The following is a 21,567-nucleotide window of genomic DNA, read 5'->3' as shown; positions in this document are numbered from 1 at the left end:
GGCGTGCCCGCCCTACCGGGCCTGGACCCTCAACCAGAGATATCCGCGCGGCCCGAGGGTGATTCCGCCGTCGAGCCGCAGCGCAGTGTCGGTCAGGAGATCGACGACGTCGGGCACGAACCCGCTCAGCGTGGTTGAGGTCACCGTCTGCGGGTCGTCGCTGAAATTCGCCAGCACCAGAACCGTCAAATGCTCGCCGGGCCGCTGGTACCCCAGCACACTGCGATTGCCGGTGGCGAAGTCGACCAGCCGGGTCCCGGCCAGCTCCGGGCTGGCCGCCCGGACCGTGATCATCCGCCGCAGGCCCGAGTAGACAGCGCCCTCCGGCGTCGAGGGATCGTGGCGGCGGGCGTACCGTGCTGCCGGATAACGCGGGCGGTGCACCCACCGGCTGTCCGCCGCATGACCAGCCTCCAACGCGTACTGATAGTCGTTGAGCTGGCCCACCTCGTCGCCCAGGTACAGCAAGGGGATCCCGCCAGTGCTGAAGGTGATCGAGTGCGCCAGTAGGATACGGTCGACGGCGGCGGCCTCACCGCCCTGCAACCCGCACAACGACGCCGTCGTGCCCGAAATTCTGCAGTCGCCGGTTCGGGGGTTGTCCTGGAACGGGACGCCGCGGGCGAAGCTGCCGGGAAAGCGGTTGACGTAGAAGGAGTTCAGGAACCTGCGGTGGTCGAACCCGTTGATGCCCAGTTCCGCGGCGTCGTCGTCGGCGAAGGTCCACCCGATGTCGTCGTGGCTTCGCACATAGTTCACCCAGGTGGTGCCGTCCGGGATGGCGTGCCGGCGCTGCAGCGCCTGGGCGAGGAGCGATACGTCCCGGGTGGCAAGGGACTCCCAGATCAGCGCCATCTGTAGCGGGTTATAGGAGAGCTGACACTCGGCCGGGTCGATGTAACGCGCCACCTCATCGGGGTGGACGATGGCCTCGGACTTGAACAGCAGCGACGGGGCAGCCATTCTGCAGACCGCGTTGAACGCCTGCAGGAGCGCGTGCGCCTCTGGGAGGTTTTCGCTGGTGGTGCCGAGCTGTTTCCAGATGAAGGCGACGGCGTCCATCCGCAGGATGTCGATGCCCTGATTGGCGAGGAACAGCATCTCGCCGGCCATGGCCCTGAACACGGCTGGGTTGGAGTAGTTCAGATCCCACTGGAAGCTGTGGAAGGTAGCCCACACCCAGCGCCCATCCGGGATGCGGACGAACGAGCCGGGATGGTCATCGGGAAAGATCTCCCGGACGTGCTGTTCAAAGGCGTCCGGCATGGAGCGGTCGGGGAAAATCCAGTAGTAGTCGCTGTAGGTGGGGTCGGCGGCTGCCGCTTTGCGCGCCCATTCGTGTTCGTTCGAGGTGTGGTTGAAGATGAAGTCCACCACCAGGGAAATCCCGTTGACCCGCAGGTCTGCGGCGAGGGCCCGGAGCTGTTCCATCGAGCCGAGTGCGGGGTTCACTTCGCGATAGCTGGAGACCGCGTAGCCGCCGTCGGAATGCGGTTCGGGGGCAAGGAATAATGGCATTAGGTGCAGGTAGGTGAGGTCCAGTTCCTTGAAGTAGGGGATCTGGGCGCGGACACCATCCAGGTTGTTCGCGTAGCGATCCACGTAGCAGACCCCGCCGAGCATGGAATTCGACAGGAACCAGCCGCTGTCCTGCTCCTTCGCGTCGTCAACGGCCTTCAGCTCCGCGGGGCGTGCCTGCCAGGAACGGGTCGCCTCCAGTACCAAGGCGGTGAGCTGGTCCAGCCAGTCGCTTTGCGGTCCGTAGAGGGAATAAAAGAGCTGGCACAGGTTCGGGAAATGGCGATCGAACCGGCGGAGGAAGGCGTCGTCGTCGTCCATCCGGTCCGACTGGGCGGCGAGGGCCGCGAGTACCTGTTGCCGGGCCTGCTGGCCGACCTGCTCTTCCACGACGTGGCGTCCCTCCGCTGATGAGTGCTGTCAGCCCTATCCTGTCATCCGATCTGAGGCCTCTGGTTCGATAGTGGTGCCGGGCGGCGATGATGACGAGGTTCCCATCGTCAGCGGCATAGACGATTCGGTGCTCGATCTGGATCACGGGTGCCTTTCCCGCCCGCCGACAGCCGTGGAGCTTTAGTCTTCGCTAACCTGATGGCGGAACCGGTCGCGCTTGGTGTGAAGATCCCAGAGGATTCCGGCGAGGACGTCGGGGTCCTTCTCCGGGTCGCCGGCGACGATTCGCCCGCCGATGATCAGCTGGGAGACCTGGATGCCTTCCTCGCCGAGAACCTCGTTGAGGAGTTGGGCGTAGGCGGCCTGGCCGGCGAACGCCACCGAGGTTCCGGTGACACCGCGACCGGGCTTGACCGCCGAGCCGCCATTGACGAACAGGATGGTGCCTCGGTTTTCGCCGAGGAACCGCATGCCGGGCACCACCTGGTGAACGGCCGCGACGGGGCCGTAGATGGAGAATTCGATGGGGCCGACCAGGTCTGCCGGGGTGGTTTCCAGTACCGGCCGCATGAAGTCTTTTTGTGGCAGCGGGCTGTACTGCAGAACCTCGATGGGCCCGAGGGTCTCGGTCACCTGTTCCAGGGCCTTCGCAATGGAGGCGGGGTCCCGCACGTCGGCGGTGAATCCCTTCGCGTGCACTCCCTCTTTGGCGAGGTCGTCAGCCAGCGCGTCGAGGCGGCCCTGATTGCGCGAGATGAGTCCGACTGCGTACCCTTCCGCGCCAAACTTCCGCGCGACGGCGGCTCCGAGTCCTGATCCTGCTCCGATGATTGCAATAGTTGTCATACTTCATGCAAGAGCTCAGTGGGCTGATGTATTCCTTAGGCCCTAGCTGCGGTCGGTGTAACGACCCTCTGATTGTCCGCTGATGGACCGGTTTGAGGAGGTCACGTAGGTGCCGCGGGTCTGGAGCGAGCCGCCGTCGCGCGTCGTGACGTAGGTTCCCTCGGCCAGCGTCCCGGGGTTGCGGGTAGTGACGTAACGCCCTCCGAGGAGGGGGAGTGGCCGGGCGACCGGTGCTGACGCCTCATGGGCGGTGGTGGTCGAGCGGGCGGGTGCGGTCCGGTTCAATAATGACATGGTAAATCTCCTATTTTTGGGCGCGGCGGAAGAGCCGAGCAGTTCAGCGTTGAAGTGGTGGTGGCCAGCGGCAATCGCGGAGTGATGCGATCGTGGGCCGTAAGTGAGAGCGGTGGCTTAACCGGTAGCGGGAGAGCCGTTGGTTTGGCAGCTGCGGCATAGTCCGTTGAAGGTGACTTCCGCCGAGTAAATAGTGAAGCCCGAATCATCGGAAGGGGTGAGACAGGGTGCCCCGCCGATGACGCAGTCAACGTCCTTAACCAACCCGCACCCAACACACGACAGGTGGTGATGATTGTCTCCGACTCTGCATTCGAACAGCGCCGGGGAGTTCGGTGGATCGAATCGTCGGACCAGTCCGGCGCCCGTGAAGGATGCGAGGATGCCGTAGACCGCCTGAGCGGACGTTCCGCTCAAGGTCTTGCGCACCTCGGCGAAGACCTGTTCGGCACTTGAGTGGGGAGCGTGCCGGAGAACTTCCAGCACGGCAACCCGAGGCACTGTCACTTTCAAACCCGAGCCCCTGATGATCCTCTTTAGAGCATCGGGGTGGGTCTGCGAGTCAGTGCCGGTGGCCATGACACAACTGTACCAGTTGTTTTGACTAGTTCAAAACAACTATGACTGGCAGGCGTTCATCAGTCGTTTGTCCGCAGATCGTGCGGGGGCCATCTGCGGACCCTAGCGTGGGGGAACCAGTCCCAAACCCGAAGGACCTTTCAATGCAGATGCGACTACCCGCCATCCTGATCACTACGGCTCTCGCGCTCTCGGCAGTGGGCCTGAGTGCCCCGCCGGTGCAGGCCGGAGGTCTGAAGGATCGCTTCGACCTCCAGGCGCACCGCGGAGGTACCGGCCTTTACACCGAGAGCACGCTGGAATCCTTCGCCAACGCGTTGAAGCTCGGCGTGACGACACTGGAACTGGACACACAGGTGACTGACGACGGCGCCGTCGTCGTGACCCACGACCGGCAGATCAGCGCGACCAAGTGCCGCGACACCGCCCCAGCGTCACCGGATGACCCGGAATTTCCGTATGTGGGGAAGTACATCACCAACTTGACGCTCGCCCAGGTGCAGACCGTTGAGTGTGGTTATGCGCCGCTGCCACAATTCCCGGATCAGCAACTGTCGCCGGGACCGATCGTCGAACTGGCCGATGTTTTCGCTCTCGTGAAGCAGTTCCGTGCGAAGTCGGTGATGCTCAACATTGAGACCAAGGTTGAGGCGGGTGCACCGGAGCAGACTGCTCCGCGGGATGAGTTCGTGTCCGCAGTGCTGCAGGAAATTGACGAGCACAAGATGGGTCGGCAGGTCAGCGTCCAGAGCTTCGATTGGGGCGCGCTCAGGGTGGTTGAAGAGCTCAACCCCCGCCTCCCCCGCGTGGCCTTGACCAACGGCGACTTCCTGCAGGTGGGTCAGCCGGGAGCGTCCCCTTGGCTAGGCGGTCTGGACGCCGACGATTACGACGGCGATCTCGTAGCGCTCGCTTCCGAGCTGGGCGTCGAAGCCATCTCACCGGTGCACGGCAACCCACAGGGAGGAGCCGTAGGGGATGAGGGGTATACGCCATACGTGACAGCACAAATGGTTGCAGACGCCCACGACGCGGGGCTGAAGGTCATCCCGTGGACGGTGGATGACCCAAACACCATGCGCTACCTGATGGACCTCGACATTGACGGGCTGATTACCGACCGCCCGGACCGACTCCGGGCGATTATGGCCGAACGCGGTCTGAAGCTGCCGAAGCAGTTCGCCGGGCCGGGTTCACGCTCGGACGACTGATTCGTCGGTTCTGCCCCCGGTAGCCTTGGACCGTGACTGAGAACTACAGGTACGACGTCGAAGTGCTGCACCTGCTCGTATCGCCTGCGCACGCGTATTTCGGTCGTGCCCGCGACGGCGCCGCTGACGTGCCCACGAGTGACGCCGACCGGGTGGACCTGGTGGCCGGCAAAGGGATTGTGGGGGACAGGTTCTTTGGCAAGGCCGCCCACATGGACGCCGCCGTGACGCTGATGGCTGTGGAGGCGCTCGAAGACATCGCTGCGGACCTGGCCGCGGCACCCTTCGACCCGCTGCTGACCCGGCGGAACGTTATCCTGCGGGGCGCCCAGCTGCATCCGCTGCTAGGTCTGGAGTTCGAGCTGGAGTCCCGCGGCGACGTCGTACGGTTGAAGGCCGGACGCCCCGCACATCCGTGCGTCTGGATGGATCGCATGCTCGCCCCCGGAGCCCACGCGGCAATGCGCGGCCGTGGCGGAGTGCGCTGTCAGCCGTTGTCGGATGGGGTGTTGCACCGTGGTCCGGCGGTATTGATCAGCCCGGTTCCCCTGGAACCGGATCGTGCCGGCGAAGCCACGCTCCGGCAACCATCCCGGTTGCCCTGACAACTTTTCGCTACTGGTGAGGAATACGTCGTCGTTCGCTGGCGTTGAGACAGGGGAAGTAAATTTTCCAGCACCCTAATCTGCAGGAGTCATCTATGCCTACGACCGTAAACGCCTACGCAGCCCCATCTGCGTCCGGGGACCTCGTCAAAACCACCATCGAGCGCCGCGACGTCGGCCCTGATGACGTGCTGATTGACATCAAGTTCGCTGGAATTTGCCACTCTGACATTCACACCGTCCGCGGCGACTGGGGACCCCAGTCCTACCCGCTGGCACCGGGCCATGAAATCGCCGGCATCGTCACCGAAGTCGGCTCCAACGTCACCAAGCACTCCGTGGGTGACCGCGTGGGTGTCGGCTGCATGGTGAACTCCTGCGGCGAGTGCAAGAACTGCGAGGCCGGCGAGGAGCAGTACTGCCTCGAGGGCAACACCGGCACCTACGGCGCCAAGGACCGCGACGGCACGATCACCCAGGGCGGTTATTCCACCCACATTGTGGTGACCGAAGCTTTTGTGATCCGCATCCCCGAAGGTATTGAGCTCGACGTCGCCGCGCCCCTGCTGTGCGCCGGCATCACCACGTTCTCACCCCTGAAGCACTGGGGCGCCGGACCGGGCAAGAAAGTCGCCGTCGTCGGACTCGGCGGACTCGGCCACATGGCCGTGAAGCTGGCCGCCGCGATGGGCGCCGAGGTCACCGTCCTTTCGCAGTCCCTGAAGAAGCAGGAAGACGGGCTCCGTCTGGGCGCCAAGCATTACTACGCCACCAGCGATGAGAACACCTTCAAAGACCTTGCCGGTTCCTTTAACCTGATCATCAACACGGTCAGTGCGTCGCTTCCCATCAGCGACTACCTCGGCCTGTTGGACCTGGACGGTGCGCTGGTCAACGTTGGTGCGCCAGCCGAACCGCTCCCCGTCAACGCTTTCGCGCTGATCGGTGGGCGCCGGTCGTTCGCCGGGTCCCTGATCGGTGGCATCCGCGAAACCCAGGAAATGCTGGATTTCTGCGCCGAACACCACCTGGGTGCCGAGGTGGAGGTCATCTCCGCTGACAAGATCAACGAGGCCTACGAGCGCGTCCTGGCTTCGGACGTCCGCTACCGTTTCGTCATCGACACCTCAACGCTGAACTAGCGTTTGGCAGTGGCGAACCCCCGGCAGGAGCTACTCCTGCCGGGGGTTCGCGCGTTAAACTGGGGTTCATGACTGCGCACCTGAACATCACCGACGACCCCGACGCCGACCGGCTACTCTCCGAGGAGCCGCTCGCCCTGCTGATCGGGATGCTGCTGGACCAGCAAGCGGCCATGGAAACTGCGTTCATCGGTCCCGCGAAGATCAGGGACAGGCTCGGTGCGTTCGACGCTGCTACGATTGCCGGTCACGATCCGGATGCCTTCGCGGAGCTGTGCCGGACGCCGCCCGCCGTCCACCGCTATCCGGGGAGCATGGCGGCGCGCATCCAGACCCTTTGTGCCACACTGCTCGAAGACTGGGACGGCGACGCCTCCCAGATCTGGACCCGGGACGACCCCAACGGCGCGGAAGTGTTCAAGCGACTGAAGGCGCTGCCTGGGTTCGGGGAACAGAAAGCCAGGATCTTCCTCGCGCTGCTTGGCAAGCAGTACGGGTACGACGGCGACGGCTGGCGAACGACTGCCGGAGCCTACGGCGAGAAGGGCAGCTACCGATCCGTCGCCGACATTGTGGATCCGGAATCCCTGACAAAGGTACGGGAGACAAAGCGGGCAGCGAAGGCCGCCGCGAAGGCGAAGGGCTAACCCCCAACCCCCTACCTCCCAGCCCCCTCCCACCTTCCGTTGAGAAGTCAGATCGGGCGACTCGGCGGATTCAAGCGCCCGGATCCGCCAGATTTCACCCCTCGGCGGTGGGGTCTTGCGTCAAAGTGCCTGAGGGAGCGCCAGAGGTGGGGTAAGCGTCCTTCACATCATCGAGGTACGTGTTGATGCGGCGGGCACGCCGCACCTCCTCGGCGTCGACGTCCGCCATGATCAGCACCTCAGCATGGCGAGCCTCTGCCAACAAATTCCCGTGCGGACCGGCGATGCAGCTCAGACCGGTGAAGTGCGGCGGCGTGTGATTGGCATACGCCACGTAGATGCCGTTTTCCAGCGCGCGGGACGGCACCATGAGGGTGGAAATGCGTTCCGCGTTATATGTCCGGTCTCCTGGTAAGCCGTCGACATCACCCGTGAACGGCACCGCCGTGGGAACGAGAAGCGCGTCGGCGCCGCCCTGTGCTGCGGCTCTGACAAACTCCGGAAATTCGACGTCGTAGCAAATTCCCAGCGCCAATCGCAGGCCTGCATAGTCGAACACCCGCGGGGGTTGGACACCAGGGTGGAAAACTGACTTTTCCTCGGGTCCGAACAGATGAGATTTGCGATACCGGGTCCGCTCGGAACCTTCGTCGTCGAAAAACGAGGCGCTGATATAACGCTGCCCATCCTCGTCATCAACGCTGGACCCGACGATTGCGATCTGACGAAGCCGGGCAATGTCGCTTATCTGCTCGCGCACGGCCTTGCCGTCAGAAGCGCACATTCGTGCCGGCGCATAGCCGGTGACGAACAGCTCAGGAGTGACGACGACGTCCACCCCCTGGCGAGCCGCGTCAGCTGCCATCTGATCCAACCGCGCCAGATTCTCCTCAATCTCGGCTACCTTTCCGGTAGCTTGCCAGACGCCGATCCGAGCCACGGTATCTCCTTCACATTTGGATAGATTTGATTAAGTCTATTGACACCGCCCAGCTTTAGGGCTCTCATGAACCAGGAAACCGAAAGATATTCGATTATTTGAAGAGGAGGCAGACGTGGTCAGAGATTCCGCCCAGGTGCAACAGGAACTGCAGCGCCGTATAGAGGTGATTCGCACCGTCGAGGCCGCTGACCCGGCGCGACGCGCACTCAGCCGTAACGACCTGGCCGTGTATGTGGGCACCACCGTCCTGATAAGCCTGCTCGGAGTGCTGGTGATGGTCCTGTGACCGGGTCTAAAAGCACCGCTGCGGAAGAAGTAACGAACGCCAATACTTTCGGTTCCCTCCCCCTGCTGAAATCCGAGCGAGTATGGACCGCACTGGACTTCAGCTGGGTGAACGTGGCGCTCGCTATCGCGACATGGGCGTTCCTGGTGGGTGGCGCAACCGCCTCGTTCGTGGGCTTCCAGCAGGGTGTAGCTGCGATGATCATCGGAAATGCGATCGGGCTATGTTTTATGGTCCTCGCCAGCACCGTAGCCAGCCAACGGTACGGAGTAGAGCAGTACACCATTCTTCGGCCGGTCTTCGGAGTAGCGGGGGTTGGGGTGCTGGTCTTTACAGTTGTGCTGATCACCGAGATGGGGTGGTCGTCACTGCTGGGCATCATGGTGGGTCGTGCCACAACCCAGGTAGCAGGTGTTGCTAGCGGGATGGAATTCGATGAGTATGGCCTGATGGTCACTTTGGGGGCCTTGGTGGCGCTCGGCGTTGCCTGGTATGTCCTCTCCCGCGGCCCCATCACGATCGGCCGTCTGAACAAGTTCATTGCACCTGGGCTTTTGATCGTCACCGCGTTGCTGATGGTCTTTCTGGTCCTTAACACTTCCTGGACAGCACTGCTGGAAGCAGCACCGCTCGCGCCATTCGATGATCCCCAGCTGAACTTCATGATCGCGGTTGAGTTCAATGTTGCTGTCGGCGTTTCGTGGTACCCGGTGATGGGCTCGCTCGCTCGGATGACCACGTCGCCGAAGGCCGCCATCTGGCCTGCCTACGGTGGACTGCTCATCGCCACCCTGCTGGCGCAGATTGTCGGCATGGGAGCGGCCCTGACCCTGGGTGACTCGGATCCCACGGTGTGGATGATCCCCTTCGGCGGTCCGCTCTTGGGTGCGTTTATCCTGTTGTTCATCTGCTTCGCCAACATCACCAGCATGTCCTCGATTGTCTACTCCACAGTGCTTGCCCTAAGGCAGTCCAGCGGTCAGTTACTCACCGGTCTGCATTGGAAATGGCTGTGTGCCGGGTTTTTCGTATTGCCTGCGTTGCTGGCGTTTTTCCCCCAGTTTATGTACGAACGATTCGTCTTATTCGTCACGCTGAGTGGTGCATTTCTCGCTTCAATGTGCGGGGCAATCATTGTTGACTACTTCATCCTGCGGAAGCAGCACATCGACTTGGCCGAGCTCTATGCCCCCGGAGCCAAGAGTGCTTATCACCTGCCCGGCGGGGTTAACTGGGCTGGCATGGCAGCCGTGATTGCAGGCGCTGTGTTCTACCTATGGATCTATAACCCCGTCACCCTCGAAACCCAACCCGCGTTCAACGTCATTTCCGCTTCGCTGCCCGCCGCCGTCGTCGGAGGAATCGTGTATTGGATTCTGGCGGTCGCGCTTTACCAGCGGCGAGGAATTGGTGGCTATGACCTGGCAGAACCAACCGATGTGGAGTCGCACTCATGAGCATCAGCTCGCGTGCCGCGGTGCACCGCGGCAGTGGATCCGCTCTGGAGATCATCCGGATTGACGTGGCCGCGCCCGGACCGGGAACGGTGCTGGTTCGACTCGGCGCGTCGGGCGTCTGCGGCTCCGACAGGCACGTTCTCGACGGTGAATGGGAGATGCCGTCTCCCACCGTGATGGGCCATGAAGGCGCGGGTGTCGTCGAGGCTATTGGCGGGGGCGTCGAGGACGTAGCTGTTGGGGATCATGTGGTGCTCAGCTGGTTTTACCCGTGCCGGCGCTGTACCGCCTGCCTTTCCGGGAGGGCCTTTGTGTGCACTGGTAGTCGCTCGGAGGAATGTGTGCTGCCCGACGGGAGCACGCCACTGTCGGAGAACGGTGCCCGAGTGTTTCCCTATCTGGCGGTCGGGTCGATGAGCGAATATGCGGTCGTTCCCGAATCGGCGGCGGTGAAAATCCCGGCGGAGGTGCCCTTTGATGTTGCTTCACTTCTGGGATGTTCCGTATCCACTGGCGTTGGAGCAGTAGTCAACGACGCGCGGGTGGCGCCCGGTCAGTCCGCCGTCGTCGTCGGGACCGGTGGGGTGGGCCTGTCCATCATTATGGGGCTGAACCTGGTGGGAGCGTCCCCAATTATCGCTGTCGATCTGAGTGAGGAGAAACTTGCGATAGCGAAACGGTTCGGGGCCACTCATACGGTGATCGCGGGTTCGGGTACCGAGCAAGTGATCCGTGAGATCACCGGTGGGGGAGCGGACTATGCGTTCGAGGCGATTGGCCGGAAAGAAACAATTGAATCGCTGCCCGGGCTGCTCGTGCGAGGGGGCACTGCCGTCCTGGTTGGTCTGCCCCCGGCCCACGAAACTATTAATTTCGATGGGCTGGCCTTGGCTGAAGGCGGGCTCCGGATCGTCGGATCCAATTATGGGTCGACTGTCCCCGGGCGTGACTTCCCCCGGCTGGCCGAACTGTACCTGGCCGGAAAGCTCCCAGTGGACGAGCTGATCTCAAACCGTATCGGTCTTGACGACGTCAACGAAGCATTCGATGCGATGCGTCGTGGGGAGCGGGCACGCAGTGTCATAGTGTTTTAGCCTCCTCCCAACCACAAAGGAAGTCGATGGCCAGGCCCAGCACCCGAATCCTCACTCGCGGAAAAATTTTCCGGGCAGCCTTGGAACGGTTCGATGAGAACCGGGAGTTTTCGATACCCTTGCTGGCCAAACGGCTCGGTGTTAGTCCTTCCTCTCTCTACCACCATGTGAAGGGAGGAAGGACTGAGATCCTTGAGGGCATTCGTGCTCTCATCAGTCAGGATGCGCATGACCGGGGGGACTTCCCCCGCGGCGGTGGGAGCTGGCAAGAACAGACGCGCCGCTGGGCGATCAACTATCGCTACGCCATGGGACTTCACCCCATGGTCATTCCAGCTCTCGTTGGCGAATCAGTTGACGACGAGCCAACGTTGGAAATTTATGAAGCTCTGGCTCAGATCCTTGAGACGGCTGGGTTCCGCGAAGGACTCCTGCTGGACGCGCTGTCCGTCGTGGACCTGCTCGTTCTTGGCTCCGCGATTGACGCAGCCTCCCCTGAACCGCCCTGGGAACCATCAGAACACGACCACCCCGCCCTGTCCCGGGCATTGGCGGCTCGCGCGGATATCGGGCGTCAGGATAGCGCTTTCACCCTCGGGCTCGATGCGGTCGTCACCGAACTGGAACGAAAGCTCAACACCCCAACCCCCTCCGCCGGGTAGTTACTTCCGACGACTCACAGGCGCTTTGATGGCGGATCCACCCGATCTCACACCTCGGCGACCCGGTCAATGAACGGAATGGGCTTGACAAGGCATTTTATGACGATCCATAACGCCAAGGTTTTGACCCGACAAAATTTCTGCTTTAGCGTGATCTCAGAATCAAGAGTTCAACCAACGGCTCCCTGGCCGGTTGAACAGCAACCCTCTCCCGTAGTGGGGTGCTTCAGGTGAAGATTCGGCCACCGGAACAAATCCCCGGACGGCAAGTACGGCGTACCCGGTACCGACCCTCATTCAGGGCTCGTAGTGGCTACCGCCCGCGATCTTGAAGCGAGCCAGCATGTAACCTCTGAGCCACCTCCACCCGAATGTCGTTGCAGTTCTCGCAGCACTTCGCACACCTTCTTATCTGCCGACCCAGCGGCCGCGCCCATCCAATATCCCCGGCCGGCTGGACTCCACTCAAAGGAAACCATTATGAAATCCCGCAAACTCCTCACCATCGCCATCGTCCCCTTTCTCGTCTTCACCGTAGCGTGCGGCGCTGCAGAGGGCTCCGAGTCCGGCAATGAGAGCATCAAACTCGGCGTCGTCGGCGCCAGCGACCCGGAGTGGGGCCTGCTGACCGAGGCCGCCGCCGAGGAAGGCATCGACCTTGAGGTCATCGACTTCGCCGAATACACGCAACCCAACCCCGCGCTGAGCGAAAGCGAACTGGACCTGAACCAGTTCCAGCACCTGGTATATCTGGCCCGCTACAACGTCTCCAGCGGTGAAGAACTCGCCCCGATCGGCTCGACCGCCATCTACCCGCTCGGCCTGTACTCCACCCAGTACGGGTCGGTGGAGGAAATACCCGAAGGCTCAACGGTCGCCGTCCCCAACGACGAGAGTAACCTCGCCCGCGGTCTGCTGGTGCTCCAGTCCGCGGGGCTGGTGGTGCTCGACGACGGTGGCAGCGCTTTCTCCACAATCGACGACATCGACGAGGAGGCCTCCAAGGTCACCGTCACCACCCTCGAAGCCTCACTGACGCCCACATCGCTGCCCGACGTCGCGGCCGCCATCATCAACAACGACTTCGTGCAGGATGCTGGCCTGAACTTCGAGGATGCCATTGCCCAGGATGATCCGGCCGATCCGGCAGCCGCCGCGTACGTGAATGTGTTCGCAGCCCGCGCCGGCGAGGAAACCAACGAGACCTATCAGAAGCTCGTCAGTATCTACCAGGAAAACCAAGAGGTGCAGGACGCCGTTCAGGAGACCTCGGGTGGGACCGCCGAGTTCCTCCAGGTCACCCCCGAGGAGCTGCAGACGACCCTCGGCACCGTCGAGGAAGACACCCGCGCCCAAGGCTAATTAGCCCTCTCTCTCCTGTGGCCGGCCGGTGATCCCGGCCGGCCACAGGGTCTTTCACCAAGGAACTTCATGCCTCTCATTTCACTGCAGGGCGTCACCAAAAGCTTCCCGCCGGGCCGCCGCGGCGACGCCCCGGTACACGCCATCGACAATGTCAGCCTTGACATCGAGGCCGGGGAAATCTACGGGATCATCGGCTACTCCGGTGCGGGTAAAAGCACCCTGGTCCGCCTGATCAACGCCCTCGAAAAGGCCACCAGCGGAACCATCATCGTCGACGGTCAACAGGTCACCAACGTCCCGGATAGACAGCTCCGCAAGCTGCGTCTCGACATCGGGATGATCTTCCAGCAGTTCAACCTGTTCAACGCCAAAACGGTCTGGAACAACGTCGCCTACCCCCTGCGCGTCGCAGGGAAGAGCCGCGACGAGATCCGGGCGCGCGTCACTGAACTCCTCGACTTCGTAGGGCTGGCAGACAAGGCCTCCAACTACCCTGAACAGTTGTCCGGGGGCCAGAAACAGCGGGTCGGCATCGCCCGGGCGCTGGCCACCTCACCGAAAATCCTGCTCGCCGATGAGGCGACGTCGGCCCTGGATCCCGAAACCACCCACGAAGTGCTCCGGTTGCTGCGCCGGGTCAACGAGGAACTGGGCATTACCATTGTGGTGATCACCCACGAAATGGACGTGATCCAGACCCTCGCCACGAAGGTGGCGGTGATGGACAGCGGCCGGATCGTGGAGCAGGGTGACGTGTTCGACGTCTTCTCCACCCCTCGCGAAGCCTCCTCGCAACGGTTCGTCGCCACCGTGGTGCGGGAGATCCCCTCACCCGACGAACTCGCGGTCCTGCAGGAACGACATCTCGGCCGGATTGTCACCTTCTCCTTCCGCGACGGCGACTCCTCCCAGGCCTCGGTCTTCCTCGAACTGGCCGCTGCCGGCGTCGAGTTCGAACTGATCTACGGCGGTATCAACGACATTCGGGGCCGGGCGTTCGGCCATCTCACCCTCGCACTCACCGGGCCCGACGGCGCCATTGACGCGGCGCTCACCGGGCTGGCCGGACGTATCACTGTGAAGGAGCTCAGCTGATGGATTCGCTCATCACCCTCACCCCGGAACTGTGGGAGGCCACCTACGAAACCCTTTACATTGTTGGGTTCAGCCTGCTCTTTGGCGGGTTCGGCGGGCTCCTGCTCGGCATCGGCCTTTACACCACGCGGGCCGGCAGCATTCTCGGTAACAGCGCCGTGTTCAGCACCCTGAACATCATCGTCAACATCTTCAGGCCCATCCCCTTCATCATCTTCCTCGCCGCCGCGCAGCCCCTGGCCCGGGCGGTCACCGGAACCGGGATCGGCAACAGTGCAATCATCTTCACCCTGTCCCTGGCCGCTGCGTTCGGGATCAGCCGCATCGTCGAACAAAACCTACTGACCGTCCAGCCCGGGGTTATTGAGGCGGCACGGTCCGTCGGAGCCGGACGCCTCCGCATCATCCTGACCATCCTCATCCCCGAGGCGCTTGGGCCGCTGATTCTCGGCTACACGTTCATCTTCGTGGCACTGGTCGACATGTCGGCGGTCGCCGGTTATGTGGGCGGCGGCGGGTTGGGCAACTTTGCTATCCAGTACGGCTACCGGCAGTTCAACCCGTGGGTCACGTGGGCTGCGGTGATCGTAATCATCCTGCTGGTCCAGGCGGTGCAGTTCCTCGGCAACGTGCTCGCCCGGAAGGCGCTCAGGCGTTAGCCGACCGAACGCGGCCCGGCTCAGAGATCGAACCCGTAAGTGGTGACCACTGGTTTATGGTCGGAGGGCGCAATATCCCCCTCGAAAAAATCCACGATCTCAGTGCTGAGAGCGCGGATATTTCCATAGTGGAACTGGAAGTCAATGACCCAGGGTGTGGTTGGTTTCGGCCAAGTGGGAACCGTGGGCCAAGTGGGGCCGGGAGTTACTCCAAGAGCAGAGTAGGAATCCTGTAATCCCGCGGCATGCAGGATCCGGGTGACGTGCCACGACTCGTTGAGATCGCCCATGAACAGTACGGGATCCCCGTGCGCACCCAGCAGGGTGACTGCAGCCCCTGCGGCTTCGGACTGGGCGATCCTCGGGTTGATGTGCTCGGTCAGCTCGCGTTCCGTCCCGGGGAAACAGAAGTGGGCGGTACTGACAACGAAAGTGGTCCCGTCCCGGGCGGCGAGCCGAACCCAGAAGAGCTTCCGGTCGCGGTGGATCTCGTCCACCCCGATACCGATGTCCAAGGCGCCATGCTCCACCTCGGTGAACAACCCGGCGTCCCACCAGATAGAACTTTCGTGGGTCCAGCCTCGGTCTTCGTCCTCGACCCGACTGTGGTGAGGGAGTTCACTATCGATCACTGCGCGGGTGGCTGGACGAAGTTCCTGGACGGCGTAGATGTCGGGACGACGTGTGCGCAGCAGCGCCCGGAGCGCGGGTTCGCGTTCTGGCCATCGGGTGTCCGCCCAGATGTTGTGGGTCATGACAACGAAACGCATGGAATCATCGTCCTTTCTGAATCGGCGCCGCGTGCGCCGGGCGCGAAGGGGCCGGGCTGGGATAGCTGGAAGGACTGGCCGCGTGCGGGAAGGATGAGGGGTGTGGAGGTGCGCGGGAAGAGGTTCGGGTGGGAACTGTGCACGGCCGCGACAGCTCCCGGACGAATGGTGTCCACGAGCCAGGCGAGGTCATCTGGACTTGCATGCCCGCCGGAGTCGAGCCAAACAAAGTCCAGTCCGAGCGTTGCCACCCAGGCCTGCAATGAGGTCCATTCCGGGGCCCAGGCGCCCAACGGCTCCCCATTGGAGTGAATCAGCACATCGCCCCGGCCGGCCCCGGCGGCCAGCGCCACCCAGCGGTCTGGTACCTGCAGTTCCACGAGGAAGCTACCGCGGTTCCGTTGAAGGTCGTCGATGGTTACCTGCGTCTCACCGATGGTGACGCGGTCCGCATCGCCACCTGTCGCAAGGACGGCGACGGCGGCGCCGTCGTCGTCGGGGTGGGGACTGCTCAGCCCGTGACGCACCGCGGCGCGCCAGCCTGCGAGAGTTTCCGGACGGAGTACCAGGGTGCGCCCGTTCGCGATGGCCGCATCACGCAGACTGGCCAGGCGGCGCAGGTTACGGGGGTAAGGGGTAACGAACGCCAGCCCGTCGGTGGACGCCAGGATTCCGTCCACCCGCTCGGACACCTCAGCTTCGGATAGTGGCCTGACCGGGCTGGTGTCAGGTCTGAGGGTGGTGCCCTCGGTGATGAGCAAGTCGACCCCAGACGCGCGCTTCGCGAAGGCTGCCATGCGTTCCGGTGCGTGCCCGTGGCCACGCCAGTCCCCCGTCCAGGCAATCCGCCGGTCCCCTGCGCGGAGAACAAACCCGGCCGCGCCGGGGACGTCATGATCGACGTGCACGAGTTCCAGATCCAGGTCACCGACGAGCACGTGTTCACCTTCGTCCAGACCGCGGACCGTGGCCGGAGTGCCTGGCAGAACCCCCACCTCTGTCAGGCCCGCGTGCAGCGCTGCACCGTCGGAACTCATCAACACGGGAACCGCCGGGTTGACGAAGGGGAGGAGCGCGCAGTGGTCATTGTGGTTGTGGCTGACGAAAATGCCCATCGCCTCGGGCTGTTGCAGGAGGGAAGCATTCTCCAACAGTCGTCCAGGCGTCCGCATCGGTTTCACCGCGGACGCAACACTTCCTCCGAAAGGGGCAAGTTGGTCCGGGTCATAAAGGCCTTCCACCAATGGGGCCATTCCAGCCCGCAACTGAGCCACGAGGTTTCCCTCCGTAGGTGCGGGGGAGGTGCGGGAGAACAAGGAACCGGTGGGATTCGGGGTTGTCCCGAAGTCGAAGAACAGGGTTGAGGTGCCCAATTGGATGGCGGCTTGGACCCCGCCGATGGTGGTGGTGCCATTGAAAAAGGTCAGGATCGGTTCGTGGTCAGATGCCATCGGGTATCTCCTTAAGTGCGGTGGCGAACGAGGAAAAATCAGCGTGCCGGGCGCTGGACCAGCGCGCGCCCGGATCAATATTCAGCGGGTCGATGTGAACGGTCAGGCAGCCCCGCTCCGCGGGCGGCAACAGGTCATTCCACAGGTTGTCCCCCACGACCAGCACCTCTCTTGGGTCTGTGTCCCAATGGTCCTTCGCATGGGTGATGAGTTCCGCGCATCCCGCCGGCTTGTGGGCGTCAAACCGCACCATTTCGAATGGCTCGCGCAGGTCCAGTCGTTGCACCAAGGGGCCGGCGAGCTCCTCAGGAGTGTTGGTGGCCAGCAGCAGCCGGCGTCCCTCTCCGAGCCGCTGCAAAACATCATCCAGGTGTTCGGATCGGAGGAGCGAGGTTGCCTCAGCGTTGATGAACCGGCGGGCGCCGGTGAACGCTTCACGCAACAGACGCTGGTCGGCTCCGCGCCGGGCAGCCAGCGCTCCGATGATTTGCCATTGATCGCCGAGATAGCGCAGCGGTCCGTCATGGCTCACGCCACCGTGCAGGTCGTCGGGAAGGGGCACCGGGTTGCCGGCCCAGTCCGTGGCAGTGGTCGCCGTCCACTCGGGGGCGTGGACGACGACGCCGCGGGTTGGCTCGACGAAACAGCCCGGAGCTAGGGCGGGGTGGGTTCGTCGAAGCACAGCAGCAATTTCTCCCCGGAAGCTCTCGCCATCCCCGTTGGGTAGCGACTTCTCCAACGCCGCAGCGTAATGGTCCGTCATGCGCGGGTCATCATGGAGGGTGCCGTCCAGGTCAAACAGCACCACCTTGATCCCGGCGAGGTTCTCGAATGGTGCGGGAAGCGTCGCCCCAACCCGGGCCGGTAGAAGATTCGCGGAACGTTCAGGCATGGTGGAGACCTCAGTTCTGGGGTGCGGTTTCGAGGAGACTGGTTGCCTCACTATCCATCCGCTCCGCCGCTTCCTGCGGGGTCAGCCGACCCAGCACCACTTCTTCGACAACCCCGGTGACCATGTCGTCGATGGCGTTGCCGGCAGCGGTGGGCGGCATGATCTGGGCGTTGACGAACACGTTGTCGAAAGCTTCAGCCTTCTGCGGGTTTTCCTTATAGTTGGTACTCAGAATGTCGGTGTCGAGGGCGCTTTCCACGGCCGGTGAATAGCCGGTGCGGGCCGCATAGATGGACTGGGCTTCTGTATCGGCAAACCACCGCATGAAGAGCCACGAGGCAAGTTCCTGCTCAGGATCATCGGAGGAGAGGATCACGTGATTCCCACCGAAGAGCTGAGTGATGGGTTCGGCCGATTCCTGCGGCGTCATGGCCACGGACCACTGAAATTTGTCCTGAATCTGCTCGATTTTCGTTGAGGTCCGGGCTGTGGTGCCCAGTTCGGAAGCGGTGCGCTCATTGGTGAATTCCTGCTCGGTGTCCGCCGCAGTGTAGACGAGTTCCTCTTCGAAAAGGAGGGCAAGCAGCTCCAGGGATTCGATGGATTCGGGTGAGGTGAACTGGGTGGTCGCTGCTTTGGGGTCATACGGGTCAATGCCTTTGGAGCGCAGCATGTTGTAGAAGACGCCGTTCTTGCCGGTGCCCATGGCGGAATAGGGTAGCCCGGTTTTGTCCTTCATCTGACGTGCCTGTTCCAGGAATTCCTCCCAGTCAGCGGGGGGCGCTTCGATGCCCGCCTCGGCGAAAAGGTCGGCGTTGTAATACATTCCCATGCTGGAGTTGCCGTGGGGCCAGGACAGTGTGCTTCCGTTGTAAGCGTCCACCCGCTGCCGGGCCAGGACGCCGTCGACCAGATCATCCATGTCCTCGTCGGGCACGCCGTACTGTGTGCTTTCAAGGTACGGATCCAGGGGTTCGATCACACCGTTTGCCACGTACTCGAGAGTGTCATTTTCGTAGGCCATTGTGACATCGGGGGCGCCACCGCCGGCCAGGGATGCGCGGACGGCCTGGTTGAGTTCCTGGTAGGAGCCCTTGAAGGACTCGTTGACCACGATTCCCCACTCATTCGTCTCGTTGAACTCCTGAACCATTTCGGTGATCGCTTCACCGTAGATGGTGGCCTGGATGTGCCAGAAATCTATTTCCACCCCCTCCGGAAGCTCGATGCTGTCGATACTTTCCGTACTGGCTGCTGCGTTTTCCGAGGCACCTGCGCCGCCACCGGCGCAGGATGTGATCACCAGTGTGCTGGCGAGAAGAAAGGAGGGAAGGGCGGCTCTTTTGGACAGACTCATGGGACGGGCACCTCCGGTGCGGTTAGCTGGTTGTTGTGCGATGAGTGGGATGGTCAGTGGACGGGCGGATAATCTCAGCCCTTGACGCCGAAGGCAGTGAGGCCTTCAACGAAGCGGCGTTGAACAAAGAGGAAAAAGATGATGCCCGGTATGGCGACCAGTGTCGTGGCAGCCATCAGCAGGTGGTAGAGGGAGCCTTCGTCGCCGGAGAACGCCATCAGTCCGAGCTGGACCGGTCGGATGGACTCGCTCTGGGTGGCAATTAGGGGCCACAGCAACTCGTTCCACCTGCCAATGAACCCGAACAGCACCACGGTGAGTACCGCGGGCATGGTCATGGGAACCAGTACTCGCCACAGAAAGGTCCAGTGGGATGCCCCGTCCATGCGGATGGCGTCCCAGTAATCGCGCGGCACCGCCATGAACGCCTGTCGCAGCAGGAAGATTGCGAATGCTCCGGCGACGCCGGGCAGGATCATCCCGGCATAGGTGTCGTATAGCCCGGATCCGCCTTCCCCGAAGAGATCATTACCGCCCACGAGCGGGATCTGGCGGATCAGCACATAGTTGGGCACAATTCGCGCTTCGAAGGGGATCATCATGGTGGCCAGCACCACCAGGAAGAGGAGATTGTTGAACCGGAACTTCATCCGGGCGAAGGCATAGGCGGCCGTGATCCCCGTGACGAGCTGCAAGACGGTGCCGAGCACTGCCACTATCAGGCTGTTGAGGAAATAGCGCCCGAACCCGGACGGCGGCCCACCCCAAGCCTCGGCGTAGTTGGACCATTGCGGATCCGATGGCAGCATCGTCGGCGGCGACAAGTTGACCTCCTGGAAGGTCTTCAGGGAACTTGTGATCATCCAGGCGAAGGGGAACATCATGACGGCCGCCCCGGCGATCAATGCGGTGTACAGGACAACCCTTCCGGCGATCCGGCGCCAGCGCTGGATCGCGTAGGTCCGGTTGGGCTGGTTGGGAGGAGCGGCCGGATGTGGGGTGCTGGTAGGGACGTCAGTCGTACTTTCGATGGTGTGCAGTGCCACGGACAGTTCCGCCTTCTCAGTCTGATGGTGGTGAGGTCTGGAATTCCGAAGGGGACTCAGTCGTAATGCACCCGGCGCTCAGCGAACCGAAATTGCACCAGGGTGACGATCAACAGAAGGAGGAACAGGAGCATCGACAGCGCCGCGGCGAATCCCACCGAGCTGGGACGCTCGTAGAGGTGGCGGAAGATGAGCACCGGTAGCGTCAGGGTTGAATCCAGTGGCGAGCCTGCACCTGCCCCGTAGCCACCGCCGCTCGTGAGAACGTATACCTCATTGAAACTCTGGAAAGACCGGATGGTGGACACCACCAGGAGCAGGAACAGGGTTGGTGAAACCAGCGGCATGGTGATGCGGGTGGCCATCTGCCAGGAGTTCACCCCATCCATCCTCGCGGCCTCTTTCACCTGAGGATCGATCGTAATCAAGCCGGCCAGGATGATGACGACGGCGAAACCGAGCGTGTTCCACACGCTGAACGCCATGACGCACACCAAGGCAACGCTGGGACCCGCCAGGAACCCGGGAACGCCGTCGGGCCAGCCAATACCCGCTGCACCGAGCAGTTTGGGTACTAGAGGGTCGGGGTCCAGAAGCCACTGTTGCGGGGGCAGTCCCAGCCATTCCATGACCGAATTGAGGACTCCTACCTGGGGATTGAGCAGCCAGACAAACGCCAACCCCGCCGCGACTGTGGACGTGATATACGGGACAAAGTAGGCGGTACGCAGCGCCGCCAGGAACCGAACCTTCGAATTGAGCAGATTAGCTATCACGAAGGCGATCACGATGGTCGCAGGTACGGTCCCCAGGACGTAAAAGCCGGTGACCACAAGGCTCTGGCCAACTTCCCCGGGGGCACCTCCCGGGCGGTCACCGATCTGCTCGGCAATCCTGATGTAGTTGTCCAGACCGATGAATTGCTCGGGCTGGATGCCCCAGCGCCATAGGCTCATCCACGCGGATAGAAGAATCGGATAGATGTCAAAGGCCCACAGCAACACCAGGGTGGGGGCCAAATAGATTGCCGGTAGCCACAGGCGCTCCATGCGCTGCCGCTTTCGCCGCCGCACAATTACTTCTGATGCCATGTGGTCCGCTTCTCCCATCACAACTGCCTGATGAGAGCAACGCTATGGAGCTAGAGCGAATCTGAGATCAACCCCGGGTGACCTCGAAGGAAACAGTGGGCAACGTCCTGAAAGCCACGTTACCCACAGCATTGCGCGGGCGCGCAACGACTGGCGGGGAGTTC

The 21,567-nt window shown here is 62.6% G+C and carries 22 protein-coding genes and 1 riboswitch; of the genes, 11 read left to right on the top strand and 11 right to left on the bottom strand.

The window, feature by feature from the left end:
* Positions 1-12: 12 nt before the first annotated feature.
* From ACX80O_RS07965 to ACX80O_RS07950, 4 genes are all read right to left on the bottom strand, one after another.
* Positions 13-1,908, bottom strand: a complete 1,896-nt coding sequence (locus ACX80O_RS07965; RefSeq protein ID WP_459333107.1) for an alpha-amylase family glycosyl hydrolase — start codon at positions 1,906-1,908, stop codon at positions 13-15.
* Positions 1,909-2,091: 183 nt separating this feature from the next.
* Positions 2,092-2,757, bottom strand: a complete 666-nt coding sequence (locus ACX80O_RS07960; protein ID WP_459333106.1) for an SDR family NAD(P)-dependent oxidoreductase — start codon at positions 2,755-2,757, stop codon at positions 2,092-2,094.
* Positions 2,758-2,799: 42 nt separating this feature from the next.
* Positions 2,800-3,051, bottom strand: a complete 252-nt coding sequence (locus ACX80O_RS07955) for a hypothetical protein (protein ID WP_459306493.1) — start codon at positions 3,049-3,051, stop codon at positions 2,800-2,802.
* A 117-nt stretch (positions 3,052-3,168) separates the two neighbouring features.
* Positions 3,169-3,630 (bottom strand): Fur family transcriptional regulator, encoded by a 462-nt coding sequence (locus ACX80O_RS07950; RefSeq protein ID WP_459333105.1) that lies wholly within the window; start codon positions 3,628-3,630, stop codon positions 3,169-3,171.
* Between the two features lie 143 nt (positions 3,631-3,773).
* On the opposite strand from ACX80O_RS07950, the gene ACX80O_RS07945 reads away from it, so the two are divergent.
* The 4 genes from ACX80O_RS07945 (at position 3,774) to ACX80O_RS07930 (ending at position 7,235) form a co-directional block, all read left to right on the top strand.
* The gene (locus ACX80O_RS07945; RefSeq protein WP_459333104.1) at positions 3,774-4,841 is read left to right on the top strand and encodes a glycerophosphodiester phosphodiesterase family protein; all 1,068 of its coding nucleotides are present in this window, start codon (positions 3,774-3,776) and stop codon (positions 4,839-4,841) included.
* A gap of 32 nt (positions 4,842-4,873) precedes the next feature.
* On the top strand, positions 4,874-5,446 hold the full coding sequence (locus tag ACX80O_RS07940; RefSeq protein ID WP_459333103.1) for an MOSC domain-containing protein: 573 nt from the start codon (positions 4,874-4,876) through the stop codon (positions 5,444-5,446).
* Positions 5,447-5,541: 95 nt separating this feature from the next.
* Positions 5,542-6,588 (top strand): NAD(P)-dependent alcohol dehydrogenase, encoded by a 1,047-nt coding sequence (locus ACX80O_RS07935; protein WP_459306487.1) that lies wholly within the window; start codon positions 5,542-5,544, stop codon positions 6,586-6,588.
* 68 nt (positions 6,589-6,656) lie between these two features.
* Positions 6,657-7,235 (top strand): HhH-GPD-type base excision DNA repair protein, encoded by a 579-nt coding sequence (locus ACX80O_RS07930; protein ID WP_459333102.1) that lies wholly within the window; start codon positions 6,657-6,659, stop codon positions 7,233-7,235.
* A gap of 94 nt (positions 7,236-7,329) precedes the next feature.
* Here ACX80O_RS07930 and ACX80O_RS07925 read toward each other — a convergent pair whose 3' ends face one another.
* On the bottom strand, positions 7,330-8,175 hold the full coding sequence (locus tag ACX80O_RS07925; RefSeq protein ID WP_459333101.1) for a nitrilase-related carbon-nitrogen hydrolase: 846 nt from the start codon (positions 8,173-8,175) through the stop codon (positions 7,330-7,332).
* 115 nt (positions 8,176-8,290) lie between these two features.
* On the opposite strand from ACX80O_RS07925, the gene ACX80O_RS07920 reads away from it, so the two are divergent.
* The 7 genes from ACX80O_RS07920 (at position 8,291) to ACX80O_RS07890 (ending at position 14,796) form a co-directional block, all read left to right on the top strand.
* Positions 8,291-8,464, top strand: coding sequence for a hypothetical protein (locus ACX80O_RS07920; RefSeq protein WP_459306482.1), 174 nt, complete (start codon positions 8,291-8,293; stop codon positions 8,462-8,464).
* Complete coding sequence (locus ACX80O_RS07915; protein ID WP_459333100.1) at positions 8,461-9,921, top strand: purine-cytosine permease family protein; 1,461 nt, start codon at positions 8,461-8,463, stop codon at positions 9,919-9,921. Before ACX80O_RS07920 ends, ACX80O_RS07915 begins: the two co-directional genes overlap by 4 nt.
* Positions 9,918-11,015, top strand: a complete 1,098-nt coding sequence (locus tag ACX80O_RS07910; RefSeq protein ID WP_459333099.1) for an alcohol dehydrogenase catalytic domain-containing protein — start codon at positions 9,918-9,920, stop codon at positions 11,013-11,015. The genes ACX80O_RS07915 and ACX80O_RS07910 overlap by 4 nt, the downstream gene beginning before the upstream one ends.
* Before the next feature lie 26 nt (positions 11,016-11,041).
* A complete protein-coding gene (locus tag ACX80O_RS07905) occupies positions 11,042-11,677 on the top strand; it encodes a TetR/AcrR family transcriptional regulator (RefSeq protein ID WP_459333098.1) in 636 nt (211 codons plus the stop codon).
* 160 nt (positions 11,678-11,837) lie between these two features.
* A riboswitch (SAM riboswitch) is annotated at positions 11,838-11,955 on the top strand.
* 202 nt (positions 11,956-12,157) lie between these two features.
* Positions 12,158-13,039: a MetQ/NlpA family ABC transporter substrate-binding protein gene (locus tag ACX80O_RS07900; RefSeq protein ID WP_459306475.1), complete on the top strand. Its 882-nt coding sequence runs from the start codon at positions 12,158-12,160 to the stop codon at positions 13,037-13,039.
* 69 nt (positions 13,040-13,108) lie between these two features.
* Positions 13,109-14,137 (top strand): methionine ABC transporter ATP-binding protein, encoded by a 1,029-nt coding sequence (locus ACX80O_RS07895; RefSeq protein WP_459333097.1) that lies wholly within the window; start codon positions 13,109-13,111, stop codon positions 14,135-14,137.
* Entirely contained in the window at positions 14,137-14,796 is a 660-nt protein-coding gene (locus ACX80O_RS07890) for a methionine ABC transporter permease (protein ID WP_459333096.1), read from the top strand. Before ACX80O_RS07895 ends, ACX80O_RS07890 begins: the two co-directional genes overlap by 1 nt.
* A 20-nt stretch (positions 14,797-14,816) precedes the next feature.
* Here the strand turns inward: ACX80O_RS07890 and ACX80O_RS07885 are convergent, their stop codons facing one another.
* From ACX80O_RS07885 to ACX80O_RS07860, 6 genes are all read right to left on the bottom strand, one after another.
* The gene (locus tag ACX80O_RS07885) at positions 14,817-15,566 is read right to left on the bottom strand and encodes an endonuclease/exonuclease/phosphatase family protein (RefSeq protein WP_459333095.1); all 750 of its coding nucleotides are present in this window, start codon (positions 15,564-15,566) and stop codon (positions 14,817-14,819) included.
* Positions 15,548-17,017 (bottom strand): MBL fold metallo-hydrolase, encoded by a 1,470-nt coding sequence (locus ACX80O_RS07880; RefSeq protein WP_459333094.1) that lies wholly within the window; start codon positions 17,015-17,017, stop codon positions 15,548-15,550. Before ACX80O_RS07880 ends, ACX80O_RS07885 begins: the two co-directional genes overlap by 19 nt.
* Positions 17,007-17,909: an HAD family hydrolase gene (locus ACX80O_RS07875; RefSeq protein ID WP_459333093.1), complete on the bottom strand. Its 903-nt coding sequence runs from the start codon at positions 17,907-17,909 to the stop codon at positions 17,007-17,009. The genes ACX80O_RS07880 and ACX80O_RS07875 overlap by 11 nt, the downstream gene beginning before the upstream one ends.
* A gap of 10 nt (positions 17,910-17,919) precedes the next feature.
* A complete protein-coding gene (locus ACX80O_RS07870) occupies positions 17,920-19,266 on the bottom strand; it encodes an extracellular solute-binding protein (protein ID WP_459333092.1) in 1,347 nt (448 codons plus the stop codon).
* Between the two features lie 74 nt (positions 19,267-19,340).
* Positions 19,341-20,312 carry a carbohydrate ABC transporter permease gene (locus tag ACX80O_RS07865; RefSeq protein WP_459333091.1) on the bottom strand — a complete coding sequence of 324 codons (972 nt, stop codon included), beginning with the start codon at positions 20,310-20,312 and terminating at the stop codon, positions 19,341-19,343.
* A 56-nt stretch (positions 20,313-20,368) separates the two neighbouring features.
* Positions 20,369-21,403: a carbohydrate ABC transporter permease gene (locus ACX80O_RS07860; RefSeq protein WP_459306462.1), complete on the bottom strand. Its 1,035-nt coding sequence runs from the start codon at positions 21,401-21,403 to the stop codon at positions 20,369-20,371.
* Positions 21,404-21,567 lie beyond the last annotated feature (164 nt).

The organism is Arthrobacter glycogeni (assembly GCF_054511155.1).
The sequence above is the reverse complement of the archived record's forward strand: the minus strand, read 5'-3'. Positions and strand labels throughout refer to the sequence as shown.

Coding starts and splice junctions, on each gene's coding strand:
- ACX80O_RS07950 (WP_459333105.1), bottom strand. CDS start 3,630: ATGGCCACCGGCACTGACTCGCAGACCCACCCCGATGCTCTAAAGAGG.
- ACX80O_RS07890 (WP_459333096.1), top strand. CDS start 14,137: ATGGATTCGCTCATCACCCTCACCCCGGAACTGTGGGAGGCCACCTAC.
- ACX80O_RS07880 (WP_459333094.1), bottom strand. CDS start 17,017: ATGGCATCTGACCACGAACCGATCCTGACCTTTTTCAATGGCACCACC.
- ACX80O_RS07870 (WP_459333092.1), bottom strand. CDS start 19,266: ATGAGTCTGTCCAAAAGAGCCGCCCTTCCCTCCTTTCTTCTCGCCAGC.
- ACX80O_RS07895 (WP_459333097.1), top strand. CDS start 13,109: ATGCCTCTCATTTCACTGCAGGGCGTCACCAAAAGCTTCCCGCCGGGC.
- ACX80O_RS07910 (WP_459333099.1), top strand. CDS start 9,918: ATGAGCATCAGCTCGCGTGCCGCGGTGCACCGCGGCAGTGGATCCGCT.
- ACX80O_RS07955 (WP_459306493.1), bottom strand. CDS start 3,051: ATGTCATTATTGAACCGGACCGCACCCGCCCGCTCGACCACCACCGCC.
- ACX80O_RS07905 (WP_459333098.1), top strand. CDS start 11,042: ATGGCCAGGCCCAGCACCCGAATCCTCACTCGCGGAAAAATTTTCCGG.
- ACX80O_RS07885 (WP_459333095.1), bottom strand. CDS start 15,566: ATGCGTTTCGTTGTCATGACCCACAACATCTGGGCGGACACCCGATGG.
- ACX80O_RS07935 (WP_459306487.1), top strand. CDS start 5,542: ATGCCTACGACCGTAAACGCCTACGCAGCCCCATCTGCGTCCGGGGAC.
- ACX80O_RS07930 (WP_459333102.1), top strand. CDS start 6,657: ATGACTGCGCACCTGAACATCACCGACGACCCCGACGCCGACCGGCTA.
- ACX80O_RS07860 (WP_459306462.1), bottom strand. CDS start 21,403: ATGGCATCAGAAGTAATTGTGCGGCGGCGAAAGCGGCAGCGCATGGAG.
- ACX80O_RS07875 (WP_459333093.1), bottom strand. CDS start 17,909: ATGCCTGAACGTTCCGCGAATCTTCTACCGGCCCGGGTTGGGGCGACG.
- ACX80O_RS07960 (WP_459333106.1), bottom strand. CDS start 2,757: ATGACAACTATTGCAATCATCGGAGCAGGATCAGGACTCGGAGCCGCC.
- ACX80O_RS07945 (WP_459333104.1), top strand. CDS start 3,774: ATGCAGATGCGACTACCCGCCATCCTGATCACTACGGCTCTCGCGCTC.
- ACX80O_RS07900 (WP_459306475.1), top strand. CDS start 12,158: ATGAAATCCCGCAAACTCCTCACCATCGCCATCGTCCCCTTTCTCGTC.